The organism is Arthrobacter sp. S2(2024), assembly GCF_036662515.1.
In the GTDB taxonomy this organism is placed as follows: domain Bacteria; phylum Actinomycetota; class Actinomycetes; order Actinomycetales; family Micrococcaceae; genus Arthrobacter.
This window is the reverse complement of sequence record NZ_JAYKZI010000012.1, coordinates 10,279-31,201: the sequence shown is the minus strand read 5'-3', so window position 1 is coordinate 31,201 and position 20,923 is coordinate 10,279. Positions and strand designations below refer to the sequence as shown.

At 64.0% G+C, this 20,923-nt stretch carries 21 protein-coding genes; 7 read left to right on the top strand and 14 right to left on the bottom strand.

What is annotated here, in order from left to right; genetic code table 11:
• Positions 1-58 precede the first annotated feature (58 nt).
• From VLA65_RS18010 to uriH, 3 genes are read right to left on the bottom strand one after another with little or no spacing between them, the layout of a single operon-like run.
• Positions 59-1,003 (bottom strand): ribokinase, encoded by a 945-nt coding sequence (locus tag VLA65_RS18010; protein ID WP_284991260.1) that lies wholly within the window; start codon positions 1,001-1,003, stop codon positions 59-61.
• Complete coding sequence (gene uriT, locus VLA65_RS18005; protein WP_059389865.1) at positions 1,000-2,427, bottom strand: uridine transporter UriT; 1,428 nt, start codon at positions 2,425-2,427, stop codon at positions 1,000-1,002. Before uriT ends, VLA65_RS18010 begins: the two co-directional genes overlap by 4 nt.
• The gene (uriH, locus tag VLA65_RS18000; RefSeq protein ID WP_332603293.1) at positions 2,428-3,459 is read right to left on the bottom strand and encodes a uridine-preferring nucleoside hydrolase UriH; all 1,032 of its coding nucleotides are present in this window, start codon (positions 3,457-3,459) and stop codon (positions 2,428-2,430) included.
• Between the two features lie 223 nt (positions 3,460-3,682).
• Here uriH and VLA65_RS17995 point away from each other — a divergent pair, with 223 nt between their 5' ends.
• Entirely contained in the window at positions 3,683-4,693 is a 1,011-nt protein-coding gene (locus VLA65_RS17995; RefSeq protein ID WP_306963241.1) for a LacI family DNA-binding transcriptional regulator, read from the top strand.
• 694 nt (positions 4,694-5,387) lie between these two features.
• On the opposite strand, the gene VLA65_RS17990 is transcribed toward VLA65_RS17995, so the two are convergent.
• The 10 genes from VLA65_RS17990 to VLA65_RS17945 all read right to left on the bottom strand — a co-directional run bounded on the left by VLA65_RS17990 (position 5,388) and on the right by VLA65_RS17945 (position 12,386).
• On the bottom strand, positions 5,388-6,011 hold the full coding sequence (locus tag VLA65_RS17990) for a LysE family transporter (protein WP_332603292.1): 624 nt from the start codon (positions 6,009-6,011) through the stop codon (positions 5,388-5,390).
• Between the two features lie 65 nt (positions 6,012-6,076).
• Positions 6,077-6,475 (bottom strand): type II toxin-antitoxin system VapC family toxin, encoded by a 399-nt coding sequence (locus VLA65_RS17985; protein ID WP_059389868.1) that lies wholly within the window; start codon positions 6,473-6,475, stop codon positions 6,077-6,079.
• Entirely contained in the window at positions 6,436-6,687 is a 252-nt protein-coding gene (locus VLA65_RS17980) for a type II toxin-antitoxin system Phd/YefM family antitoxin (protein ID WP_059389870.1), read from the bottom strand. Before VLA65_RS17980 ends, VLA65_RS17985 begins: the two co-directional genes overlap by 40 nt.
• Positions 6,688-6,769: 82 nt before the next feature.
• Positions 6,770-7,231, bottom strand: a complete 462-nt coding sequence (locus VLA65_RS17975; RefSeq protein ID WP_059389869.1) for a hypothetical protein — start codon at positions 7,229-7,231, stop codon at positions 6,770-6,772.
• 48 nt (positions 7,232-7,279) lie between these two features.
• A complete protein-coding gene (locus VLA65_RS17970; protein ID WP_332603291.1) occupies positions 7,280-8,533 on the bottom strand; it encodes an RNA polymerase sigma factor in 1,254 nt (417 codons plus the stop codon).
• 3 nt (positions 8,534-8,536) lie between these two features.
• Positions 8,537-8,896, bottom strand: coding sequence for a YciI family protein (locus VLA65_RS17965; RefSeq protein ID WP_078107398.1), 360 nt, complete (start codon positions 8,894-8,896; stop codon positions 8,537-8,539).
• Between the two features lie 123 nt (positions 8,897-9,019).
• On the bottom strand, positions 9,020-9,835 hold the full coding sequence (locus VLA65_RS17960) for a methyltransferase domain-containing protein (protein ID WP_306963105.1): 816 nt from the start codon (positions 9,833-9,835) through the stop codon (positions 9,020-9,022).
• Positions 9,836-9,886: 51 nt separating this feature from the next.
• Positions 9,887-11,113: a pyridoxal phosphate-dependent aminotransferase gene (locus tag VLA65_RS17955; protein ID WP_332603290.1), complete on the bottom strand. Its 1,227-nt coding sequence runs from the start codon at positions 11,111-11,113 to the stop codon at positions 9,887-9,889.
• 25 nt (positions 11,114-11,138) lie between these two features.
• On the bottom strand, positions 11,139-11,801 hold the full coding sequence (locus VLA65_RS17950) for a hypothetical protein (RefSeq protein ID WP_306963100.1): 663 nt from the start codon (positions 11,799-11,801) through the stop codon (positions 11,139-11,141).
• A 105-nt stretch (positions 11,802-11,906) separates the two neighbouring features.
• Complete coding sequence (locus VLA65_RS17945; protein WP_332603289.1) at positions 11,907-12,386, bottom strand: MarR family winged helix-turn-helix transcriptional regulator; 480 nt, start codon at positions 12,384-12,386, stop codon at positions 11,907-11,909.
• Positions 12,387-12,488: 102 nt separating this feature from the next.
• Between VLA65_RS17945 and VLA65_RS17940 the strand changes: the two genes are divergently transcribed.
• Positions 12,489-14,717 carry an MMPL family transporter gene (locus tag VLA65_RS17940; protein WP_442880330.1) on the top strand — a complete coding sequence of 743 codons (2,229 nt, stop codon included), beginning with the start codon at positions 12,489-12,491 and terminating at the stop codon, positions 14,715-14,717.
• Here the strand turns inward: VLA65_RS17940 and VLA65_RS17935 are convergent.
• Complete coding sequence (locus VLA65_RS17935; RefSeq protein WP_332603333.1) at positions 14,693-15,628, bottom strand: NAD-dependent epimerase/dehydratase family protein; 936 nt, start codon at positions 15,626-15,628, stop codon at positions 14,693-14,695. The two genes, VLA65_RS17940 and VLA65_RS17935, sit on opposite strands and share 25 nt — an antisense overlap.
• A gap of 156 nt (positions 15,629-15,784) precedes the next feature.
• On the opposite strand from VLA65_RS17935, the gene VLA65_RS17930 reads away from it, so the two are divergent.
• From VLA65_RS17930 to VLA65_RS17910, 5 genes are all read left to right on the top strand, one after another.
• Positions 15,785-16,510: a TetR/AcrR family transcriptional regulator gene (locus VLA65_RS17930; protein ID WP_332603288.1), complete on the top strand. Its 726-nt coding sequence runs from the start codon at positions 15,785-15,787 to the stop codon at positions 16,508-16,510.
• 21 nt (positions 16,511-16,531) lie between these two features.
• Positions 16,532-17,323, top strand: a complete 792-nt coding sequence (locus VLA65_RS17925; protein ID WP_332603287.1) for an oxygenase MpaB family protein — start codon at positions 16,532-16,534, stop codon at positions 17,321-17,323.
• Between the two features lie 6 nt (positions 17,324-17,329).
• Positions 17,330-18,211, top strand: a complete 882-nt coding sequence (locus tag VLA65_RS17920) for a DUF817 domain-containing protein (protein WP_332603286.1) — start codon at positions 17,330-17,332, stop codon at positions 18,209-18,211.
• A gap of 141 nt (positions 18,212-18,352) precedes the next feature.
• Complete coding sequence (gene dnaK / locus VLA65_RS17915) at positions 18,353-20,215, top strand: molecular chaperone DnaK (RefSeq protein ID WP_306963091.1); 1,863 nt, start codon at positions 18,353-18,355, stop codon at positions 20,213-20,215.
• Positions 20,216-20,217: 2 nt separating this feature from the next.
• The gene (locus tag VLA65_RS17910) at positions 20,218-20,877 is read left to right on the top strand and encodes a nucleotide exchange factor GrpE (RefSeq protein WP_306963090.1); all 660 of its coding nucleotides are present in this window, start codon (positions 20,218-20,220) and stop codon (positions 20,875-20,877) included.
• Positions 20,878-20,923 lie beyond the last annotated feature (46 nt).

Here is a 20,923-nt window from a genome sequence, read left to right as displayed (position 1 = left end):
AGTCAAAAGAAGGGTGAGATTACAGGATTTGTAAAGTCGCTGGTGGAGGCGTAATGAGTCACGAAATCCGCAAGTGCTCCAGGACTTCCTCGGCGCCGGGGTAGGCGGCCTGGGTGCCCTTCTTGGTAGTGGCGAGCGCTGCGGCAACCGATGCGAACGCCGCGGCTTCCGCCAAGGTAACACCTGCGGCGAGGCGGGCAGCCACGGCGCCGGTGAAGGCGTCCCCCGCACCGGTCGTATCCACGGCACTGACCTTGGTGGGTGCGATGCGGGAGATCTGTTCCCCGGACGCGGCGAGTGAATCCAACACCACGGAGCCATGCGAGCCAAGGGTAACGAGCACCCGCTCCAGCCCCCGCTCCGCGAACTGGCTCCGGACCGGCTCCCAGGCGCTCGCGTGTGCGCCCGGATGGGGCATCTCGGCGTCGCCCAGGAACATCGAGGCTTCATGGGCGTTGACCAGCAGGACATCGCTCAAGGCGGCCAGGCTCTGCGGGATCTCGGCGAACGGCGAGAGGTTCAACAGGACTGTTGCGCCGGCGTCGTGCGCTGTTTTGGCGGCAGCCTCCACGGTCTCAAGGCTGACTTCCAGGCAGAGGCAGAGCACCGCGGCGTCGTCGAAGGCGTCCGCCGGCACGTCCGCCGGGGCGAGCGTTCCGTTGGCGCCGGCCGAAATGATGATGTTGTTCTCACCGTTCGTGTCCACCGCGATGACCGCGACGCCGGTGGCCACATCCGCGGAACGGCGGACGCGGGAAACGTCCACGCCGGCCCCTTCCGTGGAGGTGAGCAGCATGTCGCCGTTGGAGTCGTTTCCAACAGCGCCGATCAGGGTCACCGTGCCGCCCAGCTTGCTCGCCGCGACGGCCTGGTTGGCGCTCTTACCGCCGGGATTGACCGCGAAACCGTTGCCGTGGACGGTTTCGCCCGGGAGCGGGAGCCGCTCGCAATAGATGGTCAGGTCCGCGTTCAACGACCCGACGACCACGATCCTGCGGTTCACTTTTCAACCTCGGCTTCGAGCGGCTTGGGGATGAGCAGCGACGCCGCGAAGGCGGCAACCGTGATGGCCAGGCCGACGACGACGACCGTCAAGTACGAGGCCTTGGCGTCGCCGAGCGCCGAGGTGGCCACAAGGACGGCCGGCAACACGAGGAAGCTCAGGCCGGCGCCGAGGTTGAAGGCTCCGGCGTTCATGCCGGGCAGGAAGCCGGGGTTGCCGGCGGGGGAGAGGACAACTCCGAGTCCGTTGAGCATGATGTTGACCGTACCGGCGTACATGATGCCGAGCAAGGCCGTTCCCACGATCATGAGGGGCAGGCTGCTGAGTCCGAGGAACGCGATGATGGCAAGGGCCACGATGCTTCCCAGCATGCCGATGCGCAGGACTTTGGTGTAGCCGAGCACGGGAGCGAGCCGGCCGCTGATGGGTCCGAACACCCAGCCGAGGAGGGCGTACGGCGTGAGGATCATGAGCGACATCTCGGTGGGTCCAACCCCGAATCCCGGGGCCGCAGCCTGGACGTAGGCAGGGACGATGCCGTTGATGACTGCGAAGATACCGGTCATGGCGAGCGTGGTGGTCAGCAGTGGTGCCCAGGTGGAACGCTGGCGAAGGTGGATCGTTTCCACCATGGGCTTCTTGGAGCGCTTCTCGACTGTCCAGAAGGCGGCGAACGCGGCTGCGGCGACCACGATCAGCCCGATGGCCAGCATGAGCGTTCCGGAAGAGAAAGCGCCGACCAGCTTGGATCCCTCGTTCAGTGCTGTCAGGAGTGCGCCCACAGCGATGACAATGAAGAACACGCCAAGCCAGTCCATTCCGGTACCGGCGGCGGGCTTGCTTTCCCCTGCAAGGATGGCGATCAAGGCCGTGGCCACGATTGCAAGGCCAACCATGAGCCAGAAGATGCTCCGGAATCCGAAGTGCTCGGCGAAGTAGCCGCCCACGAAGGAGTCGACGCCGGCGACGCCGCCATTGACCGCTGTGATGAGGCCCATGAGGGCTCCGTACTTGCGCGGGTTGTTGACCGCGGAGCGCAGCATGATGAGGCACAGCGGCACGGTGGGACCGCTGACGCCCTGGATGATGCGGCCCACGAAGAGCCAGGTAACGTCGGGCGCCATGGCCGCGATGACCGAGCCGACGGCCATGAGCAGCATCATGCCGAGGAGGATCTTCTTGCGTCCGACGATGTCGCTCAGGCGCGGCAGGAAGAGCGAGAACAGGGCTGCGGCCGTGAAGAACCAGGTTTGGGAGAGGCCGATGACTGCCTGGTCCGTGTGGAGCTCGTTGCCCATGGTGACCAGGGCCGGACTGAGCATCGATGCGTTGAGCTGGAACGCCACGCAGGCCGCCAGCAGGGCAACCATGAGGGCGGTGACGTTGCCGCGGTTGGTCTTGGTTTCGTTGATGAGGGTGGTCATTTACTTGGCCTCTCCTGCGATCCCGGCGGCGGCGGGCGTGGCGGCGGTGGTGGCGGCAGCGCCGGTTGTGGGATCGCCGATGCGGACGATCGCGTCGGTGACGAGGTTCCAGAACTTCTCGTGGTCGAGGTCGACCGCGACGGAGGTGTTGCAGTCGGCCGGTGCGGGGGCGCGGAAATCGGCCACGGTCATGCCAAGGGTGAGCTTGCCCTGCAGTTCGATGTCAACGGGTACCTTGCGGGTGGTCATCACGGTGGGGTCGATGACGTAGGCCACGGCGCAAGGATCGTGCACCGGGGGATAGTCAAAGCCCTGGGCGTCCTTATAGGTCTTGGTGAAGAACTCCATCAGTTCCATGACGAACTTGGCGGGTTTGGTGCCCACAGCGGCGATGTTCTCGACCACTTCCGGGGTGGCCAGGGCCTGGTGCGTGAGGTCCAAACCGACCATCACTACGGGCCATTTTTCGTTGAAGACGATGTGCGCGGCCTCGGGGTCGATGATGATGTTGAATTCCGCCACGGCGCTCCAGTTGCCTACGTGGTAGCCGCCGCCCATGAGGACGACTTCCTTGACGCGTTCAACGATGCGCGGCTCCTTGCGGGCGGCCATGGCGATGTTGGTGAGTCCCGCCGTGGGGACCAGGGTCACGGTGCCCGGCTCGTGCGCCATGATCGTCTCGATGATGAGGTCGACGGCGTGGCGCGGGTCCAGCTCGATGGTGGACTCGGGCTGTTCCGGGCCGTCCATGCCGGTTTCGCCGTGGATGTCCGGTGCGGTTTCGATAGAGCGGACCAGCGGACGGTCGCAGCCGGCGGCAAAGGGAACGCCAGTGATGCCTGCGATGGTGCCCACGGACAGGGCGTTGCGGGTGACCTTCTCGAGGGTCTGGTTGCCCACCACCGTGGTGACGGCGAGCAGTTCGATGTCCGGGTTGCCATGGGCCAGCAGCAGGGCAACGGCGTCGTCATGCCCGGGATCGCAATCCAGGATGATCTTCTTGCGTTCACGGGTCATGGTGTTGGGATCCATGTTCATCTCCACGTCATTGGGGCCTGCCGAGGCAGGGCGCTAAAGCATTCAGGGGAATTCTGGCACTGGTCCACCTGCTACGTCAAACGCTTAACGCGAATTGCGTCAAGCGCTTGATGCCTTGCGGTGTGGGAAGGGGCCGATTCCCGGCTACGATCGTTGTATGGAATCCGCGGAACCAATGCATCGGGCCTTAGGCCGTACGCAGCGCGTCACCGCGGCGATGGTGGCCTCCCTGGCAGGGGTCTCGACTGCCACCGTGTCCCTGGTTGCCAACGGCAAAACGCAGGGCAGGGTCTCCGAGGACAACATTTCGCGGGTCCGCCAGGCCATCGCCGAGCTAGGCTACGTGGTGGATGGCATCGGCAGTTCGTTGGCCAAGGGCGTGAGCTCGATTGTGATCCTTGTGGCGCCGGACATTTCCAACCCCTTTTTCGCCAAGGTCATTGCCGGCGTCCGGGAATCGCTCGGCTCCGAGTACCAGCTGCTGCTTTCCGTGACCGACGCCGGTGAATTCCCCCGTGCGGAGGACGTCCGGAAGCTCCTGGCCCTTCGCCCTGCCGGGCTGCTGGTGGATGCGCCCAACGCGGCCTTCCTGGAAGACCTTTCCGTCGCCGGGCCGCTAGTCCTTCTCGATGCGCCCGGCCTTGAGGCCTACGCTCCATCCGTGAACCTCGATGTTGCCCACGGCGCCCGTGAATTGGCCGCGCACCTTGCGGCCTCCGGGCACAAGCGAGTTGCCTACGTGGACAGTGTGACCGGCACCGCGACGTTCGAAGTGCGCCGGGCGGCGTTCTTGGATGAGGCACATTCCTGCGGCATTTCCGTTGCCGACGCGCACATCATCAGCACCACCATCGACGTCGGCGCTGCCGCGGCTGCCTTCGCTGCCGCCTGGCCGGACTGGCAGCGAGCCGGGGTCACCGCCGTCGTCTGCGGAACGGACACCCACGCGTACGGCGTGCTTCAGGAAGCCCGCGTGGCCGGGGTCCGGATTCCGGAGGAACTGGCGGTTGCCGGCTTCGACGACCTGCCGTATTCGGCCACGAGCAACCCGAGCCTGACCAGTGTGCACTTGCCGGCCACTCCACTGGGACTCAAGGCCGGCGAACAACTTCGGGGGTTGATGGAAGGCCGTGAACTGGACCAGCCGCAACTGACCCTCGAGAGCTCGCTGGTGGTGCGCGGCTCCACGGGGGCGTCAGCCCTGGGCGTCTTCGGCACGGCTCTCTGAAGAGACTTGGCAGGGGGATTCGTTCGGAAAGCCCGACGGCGGAGCTCCCCTTGTGCATCCGCGTGCGCCCTTTCGTCGAGGTCAATGAGCGATGCGCCGCATCCCACCTCACAGCGGCGGAACTCCTTGACCTGCAGCGACGTCGCCAGAAGGAGCCAGCGCAAATGTTCCATGTGATCCGCCCCGAGGGTGCTGCCCACCTCAACCGGCCGCACGTCATGGGGGACAGCTGTGTGCGGATACCGCGGGTTGAATTCGAAGGGCGGGACACGCCGCTGTGCACTCTTGGGGATCTTCAGCGAGCGATCGATCGCCATAAGGGAAAGAGAGGGCTGCGCAAAGCAAAATTAGCCATCCAACTGATCCGGATAGGCTCGGATTCGCCGCAGGAGTCATTGCTCCGCCTAGCGAGCACAAGTGGTGCGGGACATCAGCCGTTCGGAACGGTATGAGGCGCTGGGTTGGACGGAGGTCCGGATCTCAAAGCGCCACATGGTGAACGATGCGAAAGCTGCGATAGCCAAGGTCCGAGGCGCGCTGGTCCAGGCCGGCTGGCGGCCTGCCCGATCCTGAAATCGATTGCTCCGTAACTGTCGTTCTGAAGGTTCAATACGACAGTTTGGGCCCACGCCGGCGAGGGCCCCGGCCTGAGCTTGCGAAGGCTGGGAGCCGGTGGGGAGCAATCGATTAGTTTCTAGTGGATGACGGCGAGCAGCACACCCACGGACATGAAAAGCACTCCGAACGTGCGGTTGAGGACTTTTTGGCCGTGCTCGTTGTGCGTGAACCGTTGGAATGAACGGGCCGCCAAGGCGAAGAAGAACCACATGACGCAGATGTCGATGAAAACGATCGTGGTGCTGAGGATCAGATACTGCGGGATCAGCGGCTGCTCGGGGCGGATGAATTGGGGCATGAAGGCCAGGAAGAAAACGATCGCCTTGGGGTTGAGCAGGTTGACCCAAACGCCTCGCTGGAACATGGACCAGGCCGGCTCGTTCCGCCGGGCCTCTACTTTTTCCTTGTCCAGGTCCGGCCGGTGCAGGAATTGTCGGATGCCCATGTACACGAGATATGCCGCCCCCGTGTAGCGGATCACGTTGAAGACCACAGGCGAGCTGGAGACCAGAACGCCTACCCCGAGCGCAACGATCAGGATGTGCATGATCAGTGCCGCCTGTTGGCCCAGCACTCCCCAGATGGAGCGGCGGAATCCGGAGTTGAGCGAATTGCTCATGGTGGAGATGGCGCCCGCGCCGGGAGTGAAACTGATCAGGGTGCCGGCGCCTACCAGGGCCAGCCAAAGCGAAATTTGCACCAATCCAGCTTATGCCCGCGGGGCGCGCTACACGGACGAGCTGGTGAGCCTACACGGACGAGCGGTCACCAGAGCGTCTCCACCAACGGGAAGCTATGGAATTCCTGATCGGCCGTGATAACCACCATCGATTCCACGATGGCTTGCGCAGCGATCAGCCTGTCGAACGGGTCCCGATGCTCCCAATCGAGGTGCGCGGCCGCTAGCGCATGGACACTCCGAATGGACAGCTCCTCGTTGCACAGCTCGGCGACATGCCGCGCATAACCTAGAAGCAGTCCGTCCAAGCCGGGGAGCTTACCCAGCTTGTGCTTGTAGCCGATCTCGTAAGCGCTGGCGGATGATGCCACGAGGCGGTTGTCGAATGACTGGATTGCGCGTCTCGCCTTGGATGAGAGCTTCCTGGGTTCCGTCAGGGCCCAAATCAGGGCATGCGTATCGAGGAGATAAGGGGTGCTTCCCACAGCGTAAGTTCCTCCTCATCCATGGGCTCTAGGAAATTGTCGGGAAGTTGTCCCTTGACGAATCCAAGGCGGCGCTTGGTGGGCCGCTCAATCTTCACGAGCCGTGCGACGGGCTTGCCGGCCTTGGCGATAACCACTTCCTCGCCCCGTTCAACCATGTTGAGGAGCTCAGAAAGGCGGGTCTTTGCCTCCTGAACGTTGTACTGTGCCATGTTGACCAAGTTTAGTTGGTCAACCCATCCGACGTAAGGCTCAGTGGCACGGTGGATGCTTCTGGGCCACAGCCGACGGCGCTCAGGCACACTTGCCAAACCTCGAATGCACCCAGTGAAGCATCGTTTCCGGGAGATCGTCGCCAAGTACATATTGGTCGAAGTAGGAGTGCGGGCCGTTGGACATGTACCCGTTTTCGTCGAGCCCAAAATGGCCGATCATGTGAAGCCCTTGCCGTGCCGCTGCCTCTGACAAGTGCTTCGCCTCCGCGAGGATTGGCTGTTCATTGAAGTAGTCGTCCTCGGCCCAAATTCCGGCGTGCGCGATCGCAAAATACGTCGAGCCCTCGATATCCAGGTCTTCCAGGATGGCGTCCCGGAATGGATTCAAGCTGCCTTCAAAGGACTCCGTGACAACCCGGATGCTTTCCAGCTGCATCTCGGCGTCGAGGCCAATCACGACGAGTCTTGGGTAGAGTTTTTCATCTTGGACTATGAGCGGACGGGCAAGAATCTGGAGGTCAAAGCCTGCTTGAATGATCATGTGTTGAGGCTATTCGCGGCCGCGGCCCACAAACAGAGACCACTTTGCCTATGTGGACAACTGCCCCAGTTTGGCCGCCTTCACCAGGAGATACTGCCGCTCCTGCAGGCTCCCCGTCTTCTTCGCCGCGGCAAGAAAGCACTCCCGGGCGCCCGCAAGCTCGCCGGCCATTTCGAGCAGGTGCCCGCGAACGGCGTCGAGCCTGTGCCAGTCTCCCAGTCCGGCCCCAAGCCCATCCAACAGCTGAAGGGCCTCCCGCGGCCCTTCAACCATGGCCACGGCAACTGCCCGGTTGAGCGCCACGACCGGGCTTGGGGCCATGGCTTCAAGGACCGTGTACAACGCCAGGATCTGTGGCCAGTCGGTCTGGTCGGCCGAGGATGCCTCGGCATGGACTGCGGCGATGGCGGCCTGCAGCTGGTAGGGGCCCGGACGGCCGACCCCGAGCACTGTTGACAAGAGTTCAAGGCCCTCGGCGATCTGGGTCGTGTCCCACAGCCGGCGATCCTGTTCCGCGAGCGGCACCAACATCCCGTCCGGGAGGGACCTCGCCCGTCGTCGTGCGTCGGTGAGCAGCATGAGGGCCAGCAATCCGCCCACTTCGAGCTCGCTCGGAAGCAGCCCCCGAAGGAGCCGGGCAAGGCGGATGGCCTCGGCAGTGAGGTCTTCGCGCTGCATGGACGGGCCTGAACTGGCCGCGTAGCCCTCGTTGAAGATCAGGTACAGGACGTGGAGTACGACGCCGAGCCGCGCCTGTCGCTCGCCCGTTTCCGGGAGCTCGAAATGGGCTCCGGCCTTCTTGATGCTCTGCTTGGCCCGGCTGATCCTCTGGCTCATAGTGGCCTCCGGGACGAAGAACGCGCTGGCGATTTCCGCCGTCGTGAGCCCTCCGACTGCCCGCAAGGTCAGTGCCAGTTGCGAGGGTGCCGAGAGGGCGGGGTGGCAGCACAGGAACAGGAGGGTGAGGGTGTCTTCCGCAAACCCTTCCGAGTCACTGCTCGAGGAGGGGTCCTCGCCAGGCGGCGGTTCCATGGCCGCTGCGCGTTGTTCTCGAGCCTGCCGGGCACTTTCGCTGCGCCAGTAATCCACCAAACGCCGCGTGGCGACTGTGAGCAGCCACGATCTCGGGTTGTCCGGGACACCGGAGGCCGGCCATTGCAATGCTGCCTCGAGCAGGGCTTCCTGGACGGCATCCTCGCACTCGGCAAATTGGCCGTGCCTGCGGACGAGCACGCCAAGGACCTGCGGCGCCAGCGTGCGCAGCAGGTCCTCGAACGTGGATTCCCGGGAAGGTTCGGCCAAGCGCTAGACCTCCGGCGGCGCGTCCTGGACGCGGCGCAACTCCACAACCGGCGCGTACTTCACGATGCTGGAGCAGATTTCCACGGCCCGTTCCTCGCTGGCGACATCCACTACCCAGTAGCCGATGAGGGATTCCTTGGCCTCGGCGAAAGGTCCATCGGTGGTGATGACCCCGTTATCTGTCTGCTTGACCAGCTTGGCGGTGCCGGGGTCGGCCAGTCCGGCGTTGAATACCATCTCGCCGGAATCGGTGAGATCTTTGTCGATCTGGATCATGAACCCGATCATTTCCCTGATCCATTCGGGATCCGCGGTCTCCATCATGCCCTCGGCCGAACCAAACATCATGATCATGTATTTCATCTCGAACTCCTTATCAGGGCGCTCCGTGTGGGCGCTTTCGTTCATGGGTCGGAACTACCGGACGGTTTTCGACATGGTTGATGGAAATTCCCGGAAAATGTTTGGCGGGCTGTCCGCGGGCCGTTACGCCCGTGCGATCACTTCCCCGTTCGGGATCAGGAAAAATCCATCATCCGTGGAGCCCCAACGGTGCCATCCGGCGGCGATCCGGGCCAGGTCAGCCTCGTTGGCCAGCCCGTATTCCAGGGCCTGCTCTGCAAAGGCGGAGTGCAGGACGCGCTCGCTCCACACCCGCGACTGCCAACGGCGCTGCTGCGCCGTGGCGTACAGCCAGTTGCTGCTGGAGGGCGCGACGTCGGTGAAGCCCGCCTGCTGCGCCCACGACACAAGCCGCCGCCCGGCGTCGGGCTCCGCTCCGTTCCGTCGGGCGATCTTCTGGTAGAGCTCCATCCAGTCGTCGAGCTCGCGGACCTCCGGGTACCAGCTCATGCCGTGGAAGTCGGCGTCGCGCACCGCAACGATCGCGCCGGGCTTGGCCACACGCCGCATCTCGCGCAGCGCGGCCACGGGGTCGGTCAGGTGCTGCAGGACTTGGTGGGCGTGGACGAGGTCGAAGGTCTCGTCCTCGAAGTCCAGATCGTAGATGTTGCCCGTCACGAACTCCACGTTTTCCACGCCACGCTCGTCCGCAAGCGTGGCAGCCTGCGCCACGATCTCGGCGGAACGGTCGAGCCCGACGACCTTCGCCGGAGCCACCAGTTCCGCGAAGTCGCAGGTGATGCTCCCAGGCCCGCATCCGACGTCGAGCACTGATGTCCCGGCGGTGAGATGCGGGATGACAAACGCGGCAGAGTTCTCGGCTGTGCGGGAGGCATGGGCGCGTACGACGGACTCGTGATGGCCGTGTGTGTAGACGTCTTCAGGCTTCTGCTCGTTCATAGGGAAACGCTACCCCGATGGAGTGGAAAGCGGGCGGAACTCGGCGTGGCCTTACTCCTGGGGTCGGTTCCGATACGCCGCCAGGAACGTGGCGATCCTGCGCACGGCCTCCTCGATCTCCCGGACAGAGGGCAGGATGACGAAGCGGAAATGGTCCGGGGTTGGCCAGTTGAAGGCCGAGCCGTGGGAGACAAGGATTTTCTGGTCCTGCAGCAAGTCGAGGACGAACTTCTCGTCGCTCTCGATCGGATAGACGTCAGGGTCTAGCCGCGGGAATAAGTACATTGCTCCGGCCGCCGGAACGCAAGTCACTCCGGGGATCGCAGTCAGGAGCTTCAAAGCCAGATCCCGTTGTTCGCGGAGCCGGCCACCTGGCCTGATGAGCTCCTCGATGCTCTGGTAACCGCCCAGGCAGGTCTGGATGGCGTGCTGCGCCGGGACGTTGGAGCACAATCGGAGGGACGCCAGAAGCTCGAGCGCCTCACGATATTCGGCGGTTGCCGCATGCGGGCCGGTCACCGCGACCCAACCGGCCCGGTAGCCGGGCATGCGATAAGCCTTGGAAAGGCCGCTGAAGGTCAGGACGCAGATGTCGTCCGCCACGGATGCCATGTGGATGTGCTGCGCGTCCTCGTAGCGGATCTTCTCGTAGATCTCGTCCGAGAAGAGGACAAGATCGTGCTTGCGTGCAAGCGCCGTGAACTGTTCCAGGATGTGGCGGGGGTATACCGCGCCTGTCGGGTTGTTCGGGTTGATGATGACGATTGCCTTGGTGCGCTTGGTGATCTTGGCCTTGACGTCGGACATGTCCGGCCACCAGTTCTGGCCCTCGTCGCAGAGATAGTGCACCGGTGTGCCGCCCGTGAGGGTCACGGTGGCCGTCCACAGCGGATAGTCCGGCGCGGGGATGAGGACTTCGTCGCCGTTTTCCAGGAAGGCCTGCAGCGTCATGGAGATCAGTTCGCTGACGCCGTTGCCGATGAAGATGTCCTCGACGCCGATATTCATCAGGTTCTTGGTCTGGTAGTACTGCGAAATCGCAGTCCGCGCCGTGAAGATGCCCTTGGAGTCGCTGTACCCCTGGGCTCCGCGGAGATGGTGGATCATGTCCACCACCACGGACTCCGGAGCTTCCAGTCCAAACGGCGCGGTGTCCCCAAGATTCATCTTGAGGATTCGGTGCCCTTCGGCCTCCATGGTCTTGGCCGCTTGGAGGATGGGCCCACGGAGTTCATAACGGACGTTTTGTAGTTTGCTGGAGTGCTGCATCGGACGCATGGTTGATCATTTCACGTCCGGGCACTCACTCCCATCGGATGATGACCGGCAGGCTGCTCGTGTTGGCTGAGACTTCGCGTTCAGTGCCGCGGACCGCCACGACAAAGTGCTGGAGATCGTCCGCCGAGGCCAGGACTTCGAAATGGCCGGTGGGATCGCTCACGACGGCGGCTGCGGAGGAATGCGGGCGGATATAAGCCTCAGGGATGCCCTTGTTGTGGATGTCGACCAACCTGCCGTGGATGAGCCGGGCCACCGTGGTGGCGGCAAGCCGGGGTTCAGCGGCCGGCTGCTCGGAAGGCTCGTCGAGGCTTATGCCAATGGGGACGCGGACCAGGAAGCCGAGGCCTTGGCGGATGCCGGCGTCGTATTCGTCGGGCTGGAACTCGCCGCTGGAGACCACTGAGTATTGGGTGTTTTGTTCGATGGCAACGAGGAGCTTCTCCATGTTGTCCAGTTGCATGGGACCATGGCATTCCACGGCCACTTTGAGCTCAAGGTCCAGCAGCGGCCCCTCACGCCTGGAACGGCCCACCCTGTTCATGGCGACGGCGTGCACCGTCACGGGGGCATCGGGGGATTGGCCTATGGGTGGTTCGGAACCGTCATCGAAGCGCACGCGCACGGGCGAGACGGCGTCGGAAAGTATCCCGAGGAGCTCGGTCAGGGATGATCGCACAACACCCACGGTGACACTCCAGTCCACAAAGTGGTCCAGCTAGCCGTTGTGCTCTACGTTACTCCCGCACCGGTCCACGAGTCACCGGGGTTCAGGCATAACTCCATTCGATGGCTAGCTGTTTGGCGTGACATCGTTCCGGGCAGTCATGGTGGCTTCGATGACGCCTTGCATGAAAGCCATCACTATGTGGAGTTCTTCCGGCGAAAGCGCGTCGATGACCGGGGCGATGGCGCTCGCCAGGGGAGAAAACAATTCGCTGCCGGTGGCACGCGCGGAATCGGTCATCTCCAGATGAACCTGACGACGGTCCTTCTCGCTGCGGCGTCGTGCCAAGTGGCCTGCCCGGTCGAGCCTGTCCACAAGGGCTGTTGTAGCCGGCGAACTCAGGTTGAGTGCCGCCCTGAGCGCTCCGGGAGTCATCGTCTTGCCCTCCCGTGCGGCAGCCACCATGGCTGCCAAGGCATTCAGGTCCGTCCGATGGAGGTGGTGGCGGTTGCTGACGGCCTCCACATACCGCTCCGTCTCGAGCGTGAACTGCTGGAGTAGCCCAAGGAGTACGGCTGCGGACCGGACGTGCTGATTGTCATCCATGAGGCCTCCTTCAGCCTCAAATTATCCCACCGAGATGTCATTGACCAATTATCTCCATGATAGATATATTTTGCCATGGAAGTAATTACGGAGGGTGCGGGCATGATGGACAAACGGATTGGAACCGGGCGACGCAGCAGTTCGCGGTGGTGGTTGGCGGGGGCAGTGCTATCGCTGGTGGCGTGGATGGCGATCGGCGGAATCGGCGGCCCGACCTTTGGGAAGCTCAGCGAGGTATCCAGCAACGACCAAGCATCCTTCCTGCCAGCGAGCGCCGAATCCACCGAAGCCCGCGAATGGCAAAGCAAGTTCACTTCCAGCGGCAGCGTTCCCGCAGTGGTGCTGATCGAGTCTCCTGAGAAACTTTCACCCGCTCAACTGGCCGGATTGGCGCCCCTCGGCACCCAACTGTCCGCCGCCGTCGGGGTCAGCCATTCGACGTCGACGGTCGGGCCGATACCGTCCACGGACGGCAAAGCTGCGCAGTTCATCGTCCCGGTGGAAGAAGGAAACGGGGTCAAGGGGAGCATCCAAGCGCTTCGCGCGAAGGCGGCGGGGTATGCAGTGGGGGCAGGGCTTCCCGCTGGAACAACCACCTACGTGACGGGACCGGCGGGCTTCCTGGCCGACTTGGTCAACGCCTTTGGCGGGATCGACGGGATATTGCTCTTCGCTGCGCTGGGGGCCGTTTTGGTCATCCTGCTGGCCGTCTACCGATCCGTGGTGCTGCCCTTTGTGGTGTTGCTTACCGCCGTCTTCGCGCTTTGCGGCTCCATCCTGGTGGTCTTTGCCTTGGCGAAGGCGGGCGCGATTCAATTGACGGGACAAAGCCAGGGGATCCTGTCGATCCTGGTAGTCGGCTCAGCCACCGACTATGCCCTCCTCTTTGTGGCCCGTTACCGTGAGGCCCTGGGCCAGGCGTCGAACAAATGGTCGGCCGTGGGACGCGCATACAAGGGGAGTTTCGGCGCCATCCTGGCATCCGGGACAACGGTCGCATTGGCGTTGCTTTGCCTGCTCTTCTCGGAACTGAATTCAAACCGCGGATTGGGGCCCATCGGCGCGATCGGAATCGTCTTTTCAATGGTGGCCAGCCTGACGCTGCTTCCTGCGGCCCTCGGCTTGCTCGGCAAGTCCGCATTTTGGCCGCGTGCGCCGAGGACGGACCCGGCCGCGAGCGCCGGACCGAGCGCCGGAGTCGCCGGGGTCGCCGGCCCGGCCGGCTCCGACATTCCACGGGTCTGGAGGCTTCTGGCAAGCATCATAGCCAAGCGGCCCCGGGCCGTTTGGCTGGGCGCAGCCGCCGTTTTGGTGGTCTGCGCGCTGGGCCTGCTCCAGCTCCAAGCCAGCGGAGTTCCGCAGTCGGCACTCATCCTGAGCAAATCCGAGGCGGTGGATGGCCAAACGGCACTGGGCCGGCATTATCCCGCCGGTGCAGGAAGCCCGGTGGTGGTTGTGGCCGACGAAAAGGCGGCAGTCGCGGTACTTGCGGAAGTCAAGGCCCAGGAAGGCATCTCGGATGCATCCGTGGTTTCGGCCCAACTGGATTCCGGCGTCCGCCCGCTCGCGAAAGCTGCGACGGACCCAGCCCCCTTGGTGCGGGACGGCCGGGTGTTGATCAATGCCACCTTGTCTTCGGAAGCCGACTCGGCGAAGGCCGAACAGACCATCGCCACGCTCCGGCAGAAGCTCCATGAAAAGGCCCCAGGAACCCTGGTGGGAGGAACCACAGCCACAGCCGCGGACACCAACGCGAGCGCGCAATCTGATTTGTGGCGCATCATCCCGATCGTTTTGGCCGTCATCCTGTTGGTGCTCATGGCACTGCTGCGCTCCGTCCTGGCGCCGCTATTGCTGATCGGGACTGTGGTGCTGTCCTATGCGGCCGCGTTGGGCGTCTCGGCCTGGGTGTTCAACCACGTGTTTGGATTCCCTGGAGCGGATGCCTCGGTTCCGCTCTTCGGTTTTGTCTTCCTCGTGGCCCTCGGCGTTGACTACAACATCTTCCTCATGACCCGCGTCCGGGAAGAGTCGACGCTCAACGGAACCCGGGCCGGTATCTTGAAGGGGCTGTGCGCCACCGGCGGGGTGATTACCTCGGCCGGAGTGGTTCTTGCCGCAACCTTTGCCGCGCTTGGGGTTATTCCGATCCTCTTCCTTGCGCAGATCTCCTTTATCGTGGCGTTCGGGGTGCTGCTCGACACCACGATCGTGCGCTCGCTGTTGGTCCCTGCCTTGGCTTACGACATTGGCCGGCGCATCTGGTGGCCGGGCCGCTTGGCCCGCGATCCGGCGTCGAAAGCGGGTCAGTGGGCGGCCACGGCTTCCTGATCCCGCCACCAGGCCACGGTCGTCGCCATCGCGTCCGCAAGCGGCGTCGGTTCCAGACCGAGCTTGGCCTGGCTTGCTGTGGAGTCCATGACGAACGGCCGCTCGAACTGGTACAGCATTTCGGCCAGCTCCCGCATGTCGGTGGAAAACAGGCCCAGGGTCCGGAGCAGCCAGCCCGGAACCACACTCAGCTTCACTTCGGGAACGCCGGCCGAGCGTGCGAAGTTTGCGGCGATTTCCCGCATCGTCATTGCCGGACCCGTGGGGGCGTGCAGTACCGAGTTCCAGAGTTCGGGCTTTTGCGCTGCGGCGATCATGGCTGCGGCAAGATCCGGGACGTAGGTGAAAGAGTGCGGCTGCCCGGCGCTTCCGAGAACCTGGACCGTCTTGCCCTTGAGGACCAGGGGCACCATGCGCTCGCCGGCATGCGCCATGCGGGCCCGCGGCCCGAAGAAATCGCCCGCCACCACGCTTACGGTATTCGCCGGGTGGGCTTGGCGGGCCTTCAGCAGGGCAGAGCGGATCCCGCGCTTCCCGCCGGTCGCCTCGCGCGGGCTGCTTTCGGTGATGGTCTTGTCCGGCTCGCTGTAGGAGTAGAGGCTCTCAGGGAAGACGACGACGGCGCCCGCTGCCCCCGCGGCGTCCATCACCACTTGCTCTGCTCCAGGAAGCTCGGCCGCCCAGGCTTTGGCCCGGTAGGCAGAACCGTGGATGCAGTGGAGGACGGCCGTGGCGCCATCGAAGGCGTCGGCCAACTTGGCCGGATCCGAGACGTCCACCCGGAGCTTTTCGACCAGCGGGTGGTCCGGGCCGCTGCCTGAGCGGGTCAGGACGCGCACCTGTTCTCCGCGGTCCGCGAGTTGCTCGGCAATGGTCCATCCGACGGGGCCTGCTCCTGTGACGACGTACATGGTGTTGCTCACTCTCTGGTTGGGGATCCATTTCTCGGGTGAAGCTCTATTTCGAGAGCAGTGCTCTCTGAATTCAGGATGGACCCATTCGAATTGCCTGTCAAGAGCACTGCTCACATTTGTTGTCAGCGCTCTCCTTTGTGGCATGCTGGATGCATGGACCTCCCTTCCGCCACAGCGGCCAAGCACTCGACGCCCCGCGAGCGGGCCCGGGCCCAAACCGTGGCGGACATCATCCGACTGGGTCGCCGGCACCTTGCCTTGCACGGCGCTGCGGGATTGTCCCTGAGGGCGGTCGCACGCGATCTCGGCGTGGTGTCCTCTGCCGTGTACCGCTATGTGGAGAGCCGCGACGAACTCCTGACCCTCCTGCTGATTGACGCTTACGGCGAGTTGGGCGACGAAGTGGACACCGCCGTCGACGCCCTCCCGGAGGACGACTACCGCGGCAGGTTCCTGGCGCTCGGGCGGGCCGTTCGCCAGTGGGCACTGCGCGAGCCGGCACGGTATGCCCTCCTGTTCGGCAGTCCGGTTCCCGGATACCAAGCGCCCGCAGAGCGCACCACGGAACCCGGAACGCGGGTGATCTACCGGATGGTGGGGATCTTCGACGCCGCCTACCGCGCAGGCGCCTTGGCCGCCGAAGTGGCGCCCGCCGTCGTCGTTCCTCCCGCCCTTGCCGCGGACCTCGCGGCTATCCGGGCCGAACTGGGCGTGGCCGTTCCAGAACCTGCGTTGGCGAGGGGCGTGCTGGTGTGGACGTCGGTCTTTGGGGCGGTCAGCTTCGAGGTGTTCGGCCAATACGGCGCCGACACCTTTGCCGCGCGCGACGAGCTGTTTGAGCACCAGCTCGAGGTGCTGCGGGGGGTCGTGGGGCTGTAGTCGCGAAGGTACAGTAACTGCATGGCCCGTGGACTTGCTGACATCGGTGCGGAGGGCGTCTTGCTCGCCGGGGCAGGCCGCGCCATCCTGATGCAGATTGCCAATCCCGCGGTCGGTCACGGCGTCGCCGAGCACAGCAATTTCGCCGAACGGCCGCTGGACCGGCTGCGTGCCACCATGACGTACGTCTACGCCGTGGTCTATGGCACGGAAGAGCAACTGGCCGCCGTGCGCCGGGCCGTGAATCGTGCCCACGCTCCGGTTCGCCGGGCCGCGGACGATTCCACCGCGGGGTACAACGCCTTCGACGCGCAATCCCAGCTCTGGGTGGTTGCGACCCTCTACGACACCGCCGTCACCGTTTACGAAAAGGTCCATGGAGCCCTCGATGACGACACGGCCGATCGTATCTACCGCGAGTATGCGCGGATCGGGACAGCGTTGCAGCTGCCCGCCGAGCTCTGGCCTGCCGACCGCCCGGCCTTCGCGCGCTATTGGGACGAATCCATACGGAACCTCGAGCCGGATGCAGCCGCTTTGAGGGTGGCACACGAACTCCTGCACCCCGTGAGCGGGCCGTTCTTGATGCGCTTGAGCATGCCGTTGGTCCGGCTGCTGACCGCGGGCCTGCTGCCGGAGCATCTTCGCGTGGGATTCGGACTTCCGTGGAAGGCCCGCCATCGACGCAGCTTCGATGGCACCATTTGGCTCTTGGCGGCGGCTTATCCAAGGCTGCCGGAAAAAATCAGGCATTGGCCGAAAAACTACTATCTTGGCCGGCTCGTACCGGGCGAGCCGGGCCCTGGCGAGTAGGCGCCCATGCGTGAGCTCACCGCGGTAGAGGAACTTATCGACGGGAGCGCGAGCCGCTTCCTGGGAAGTGCCCCGGCCCAAGGGCTGCGATCCAGGCTCACTGAGTTCACGGTCTTCGGCCTCAAACAGGCGTGGGCGTGCGTCTTCGGCGCCTCGCTCCTTGCCGTCATTTTCGCAGCTCACCTCTGGTATCCGGCCAACACCGGCCTCGCGCGGAACGATTTCCTGACGATCGCCGCCGTCGTGATCCAAATCCTCATGGTGGCCACGAGGCTGGAAACCTTGCGCGAGCTCAGGGTGATCGTGCTCTTCCACTTGGTGGGAACGGCCATGGAGTTGTTCAAGACCGACGTCGGCTCGTGGTCTTATGAAGCCGAAGGTGTCCTCCGGGTCGGCGCCGTTCCGCTCTTCAGCGGCTTCATGTACGCGGCGGTCGGCTCGTACATGGTGCGCGTTTACCGGGTTTTCGATCTGCGCTTCGCCCGGTATCCGCGGCGTTGGATCACTGCGGTCCTGGCTGCGGCCATCTATGTGAACTTCTTTTCGCACCACTTCATCGTTGATGCGCGCTGGGTCCTGCTGGCCGCCGTCGTCGTGATCTATGGCCGGTGCGTCATGCACTTTCGGGTGTTCCGGCGTCGATTCCGGATGCCGCTGGTCGTCTCGTTCCTGCTGGTGGCGCTCTTTATCTGGATTGCCGAGAACATCGCCACCTGGTCGCACGCCTGGTTGTATCCGAGCCAACTGGACGGCTGGCACTTGGTGTCCCCGGACAAGCTTGTCTCGTGGTTCCTCCTGATGATCATCTCCGTGGTGCTGGTGGCGTGGGTGTACAAGCCGATGCCGCCTGACGCTGCACGCGTTCTCCCACGGCGAAATCGCGCGTAAATCCCCGAGTTTCCGCGGTCTTTTGGCTTCCGGTGAGCAGAGTTGAGCGTACTCGACTCAACTTTGGATTGACATTGAATGAGGCCTGAGTACAGTTGAGTGCAGAACGCTCAACCCGGTTTCATTGAAAGGAAGCAACATATGTCACGCGCTGTAGGTATCGACCTCGGAACCACTAACTCCGTCGTCTCTGTTCTCGAAGGTGGCGAGCCCACCGTCATCGCCAACGCCGAAGGTGGCCGCACCACGCCGTCGGTCGTTGCATTCTCCAAGTCCGGCGAAGTCCTGGTTGGCGAAATCGCCAAGCGCCAGGCCGTCAACAACATCGACCGCACCATCGCTTCCGTGAAGCGCCACATGGGCACCGATTGGTCCGTCGCCATCGACGACAAGAAGTACACGCCGCAGGAAATCTCCGCGCGTATCCTCATGAAGCTGAAGAACGACGCCGAGAGCTACCTCGGCGAAAAGGTCACCGACGCTGTCATCACCGTCCCGGCCTACTTCAACGACGCCGAGCGCCAGGCCACCAAGGAAGCCGGCGAAATCGCCGGCATGAACGTCCTCCGCATTGTCAACGAGCCCACCGCCGCTGCACTTGCCTACGGCCTGGACAAGGGCAAGGAAGACGAACTCATCCTGGTCTTCGACCTCGGCGGCGGAACGTTCGACGTCTCCCTGCTGGAAGTCGGCAAGGACGAAGACGGCTTCTCCACCATCCAGGTCCGCGCCACGGCCGGTGACAACCGCCTCGGTGGCGACGACTGGGACCAGCGCGTTGTTGACTACCTGCTGAACCAGCTCAAGATCAAGGGCATCGACCTTTCCAAGGACAAGATCGCCCTCCAGCGTCTGCGCGAGGCTTCGGAGCAGGCCAAGAAGGAACTCTCTTCCTCCACCAGCACCAACGTCTCCCTCCAGTACCTGTCCGTCACCCCCGACGGCCCGGTCCACCTGGACGAGCAGCTGACCCGCGCCAAGTTCCAGGACCTCACCAAGGACCTGCTCGAGCGCACCAAGAAGCCGTTCCACGACGTCATCGCCGAGACCGGCATCAAGCTCTCCGAAATCGACCACATCGTGCTCGTGGGCGGTTCCACCCGTATGCCTGCCGTCTACGACCTCGTCAAGGAACTCGCCGGTGGCAAGGAGCCCAACAAGGGCGTCAACCCGGACGAAGTTGTTGCCGTTGGCGCAGCCCTCCAGGCCGGTGTGCTGAAGGGCGAGCGCAAGGACGTCCTCCTGATCGACGTCACCCCGCTCTCCCTCGGTATCGAAACCAAGGGCGGCGTCATGACGCACCTGATCGAGCGCAACACGGCCATCCCCACCAAGCGTTCCGAGACCTTCACCACCGCGGACGACAACCAGCCGTCCGTGGCCATCCAGGTCTTCCAGGGCGAGCGTGAATTCACCCGCGACAACAAGCCGCTGGGCACGTTCGAACTGACCGGCATCGCTCCGGCACCGCGCGGCGTCCCCCAGGTCGAGGTCACCTTCGACATCGACGCCAACGGCATCGTCCACGTCTCCGCCAAGGACAAGGGCACCGGCAAGGAGCAGTCGATGACCATCACCGGCGGTACCGCGCTCTCCAAGGAAGACATCGACCGCATGGTCCGTGAAGCCGAGGAACACGCAGCCGAGGACAAGGCCCGCCGCGAAGCTACCGACACCCGCAACACTGCCGAGCAGCTCGCCTACTCCGTAGACAAGCTCATCGCCGAAAACGACGAGAAGCTGCCGGAAGAGGTCAAGACCGAGGTCAAGGCCGACGTCGACGCCCTCAAGAAGGCCCTCGAAGGCACCGACGACGCAGCAGTGAAGACTGCTTTCGAGAAGCTGCAGCACTCGCAGTCGAAGCTGGGCGAAGCGATCTACTCGCAGGCCGGTTCCCCGGATGGCGCAAGCAGCGCCGCAGGTGCTGAAGGCGCCCACGCCGGCGCCAAGGCAGACGAGGACATCGTCGACGCCGAGATCATCGACGAAGACGAAAAGAAGTAAGCATGCCTCACCACGGCAACGACGCAGAGCACTCACCTTCCAACAACGAGGGCAACGAGCAGCACAAGCCGGTCATTCGGGACAACCGCAAGGTTGACCCGGAGACCGGGGCCGCCCGCCACACCCAAGGATCGGCAGCTGAATCCAACGCCGCTGCCGAGGGCGACGCCCTGTCCCAGGCTGAGGAAATCCTCAACGGCATGGAGGTTCCGGCTGAAGAGTCGGTAGCCCCCGGCGCCGCTGCGGAAGCAGAGGCCGCGGAACTCCGCAACGACCTCTTGCGCCTGCAGGCCGAGTACGTCAACTACCGCAAGCGCGTCGAACGCGACCGCGCCGTCGCAGGGGAAATGGCCGTCATCGGCGTCCTGAACGCCCTGCTGCCGGTGCTCGACGACGTCGACGCCGCCCGCCAGCACGGCGACCTCGTGGACGGCCCGTTCGCCGCGATCGCCGCCAAGCTGGAGAACGCGCTGAAGACGTACGGCCTGGAGCGCATCGCGGAAACCGGAGTCGAATTCGACCCCACGATCCACGAAGCACTCATCCAGCAGCCGGGCGAGGACATCGAAGTTGACACCGTCAGCCAAGTGCTGCGCTCCGGCTACCGCTCCGGCGGCCGAGTGCTGCGCGCGGCCCAAGTGATCGTGGCTGTGCCGGCTTAGACGGAGTTACCGCCTCACCGCGCCTTCGCGGATGAGGGGGCCCCGC

Bases quoted from the DNA above. Each gene is read 5' to 3' on its own strand.
- VLA65_RS17910 (WP_306963090.1), top strand. From the start codon at position 20,218: ATGCCTCACCACGGCAACGACGCAGAGCACTCACCTTCCAACAACGAG.
- VLA65_RS17935 (WP_332603333.1), bottom strand. From the start codon at position 15,628: ATGTACGTCGTCACAGGAGCAGGCCCCGTCGGATGGACCATTGCCGAG.
- VLA65_RS17960 (WP_306963105.1), bottom strand. From the start codon at position 9,835: ATGAACGAGCAGAAGCCTGAAGACGTCTACACACACGGCCATCACGAG.
- VLA65_RS17980 (WP_059389870.1), bottom strand. From the start codon at position 6,687: ATGGCACAGTACAACGTTCAGGAGGCAAAGACCCGCCTTTCTGAGCTC.
- uriH (WP_332603293.1), bottom strand. From the start codon at position 3,459: ATGGATCCCAACACCATGACCCGTGAACGCAAGAAGATCATCCTGGAT.
- uriT (WP_059389865.1), bottom strand. From the start codon at position 2,427: ATGACCACCCTCATCAACGAAACCAAGACCAACCGCGGCAACGTCACC.
- dnaK (WP_306963091.1), top strand. From the start codon at position 18,353: ATGTCACGCGCTGTAGGTATCGACCTCGGAACCACTAACTCCGTCGTC.
- VLA65_RS17975 (WP_059389869.1), bottom strand. From the start codon at position 7,231: ATGATCATTCAAGCAGGCTTTGACCTCCAGATTCTTGCCCGTCCGCTC.
- VLA65_RS17940 (WP_442880330.1), top strand. From the start codon at position 12,489: ATGATGGACAAACGGATTGGAACCGGGCGACGCAGCAGTTCGCGGTGG.
- VLA65_RS17920 (WP_332603286.1), top strand. From the start codon at position 17,330: ATGCGTGAGCTCACCGCGGTAGAGGAACTTATCGACGGGAGCGCGAGC.
- VLA65_RS17955 (WP_332603290.1), bottom strand. From the start codon at position 11,113: ATGCGTCCGATGCAGCACTCCAGCAAACTACAAAACGTCCGTTATGAA.
- VLA65_RS17995 (WP_306963241.1), top strand. From the start codon at position 3,683: ATGGTGGCCTCCCTGGCAGGGGTCTCGACTGCCACCGTGTCCCTGGTT.
- VLA65_RS17930 (WP_332603288.1), top strand. From the start codon at position 15,785: ATGGACCTCCCTTCCGCCACAGCGGCCAAGCACTCGACGCCCCGCGAG.
- VLA65_RS17925 (WP_332603287.1), top strand. From the start codon at position 16,532: ATGGCCCGTGGACTTGCTGACATCGGTGCGGAGGGCGTCTTGCTCGCC.
- VLA65_RS17945 (WP_332603289.1), bottom strand. From the start codon at position 12,386: ATGGATGACAATCAGCACGTCCGGTCCGCAGCCGTACTCCTTGGGCTA.
- VLA65_RS17965 (WP_078107398.1), bottom strand. From the start codon at position 8,896: ATGAAATACATGATCATGATGTTTGGTTCGGCCGAGGGCATGATGGAG.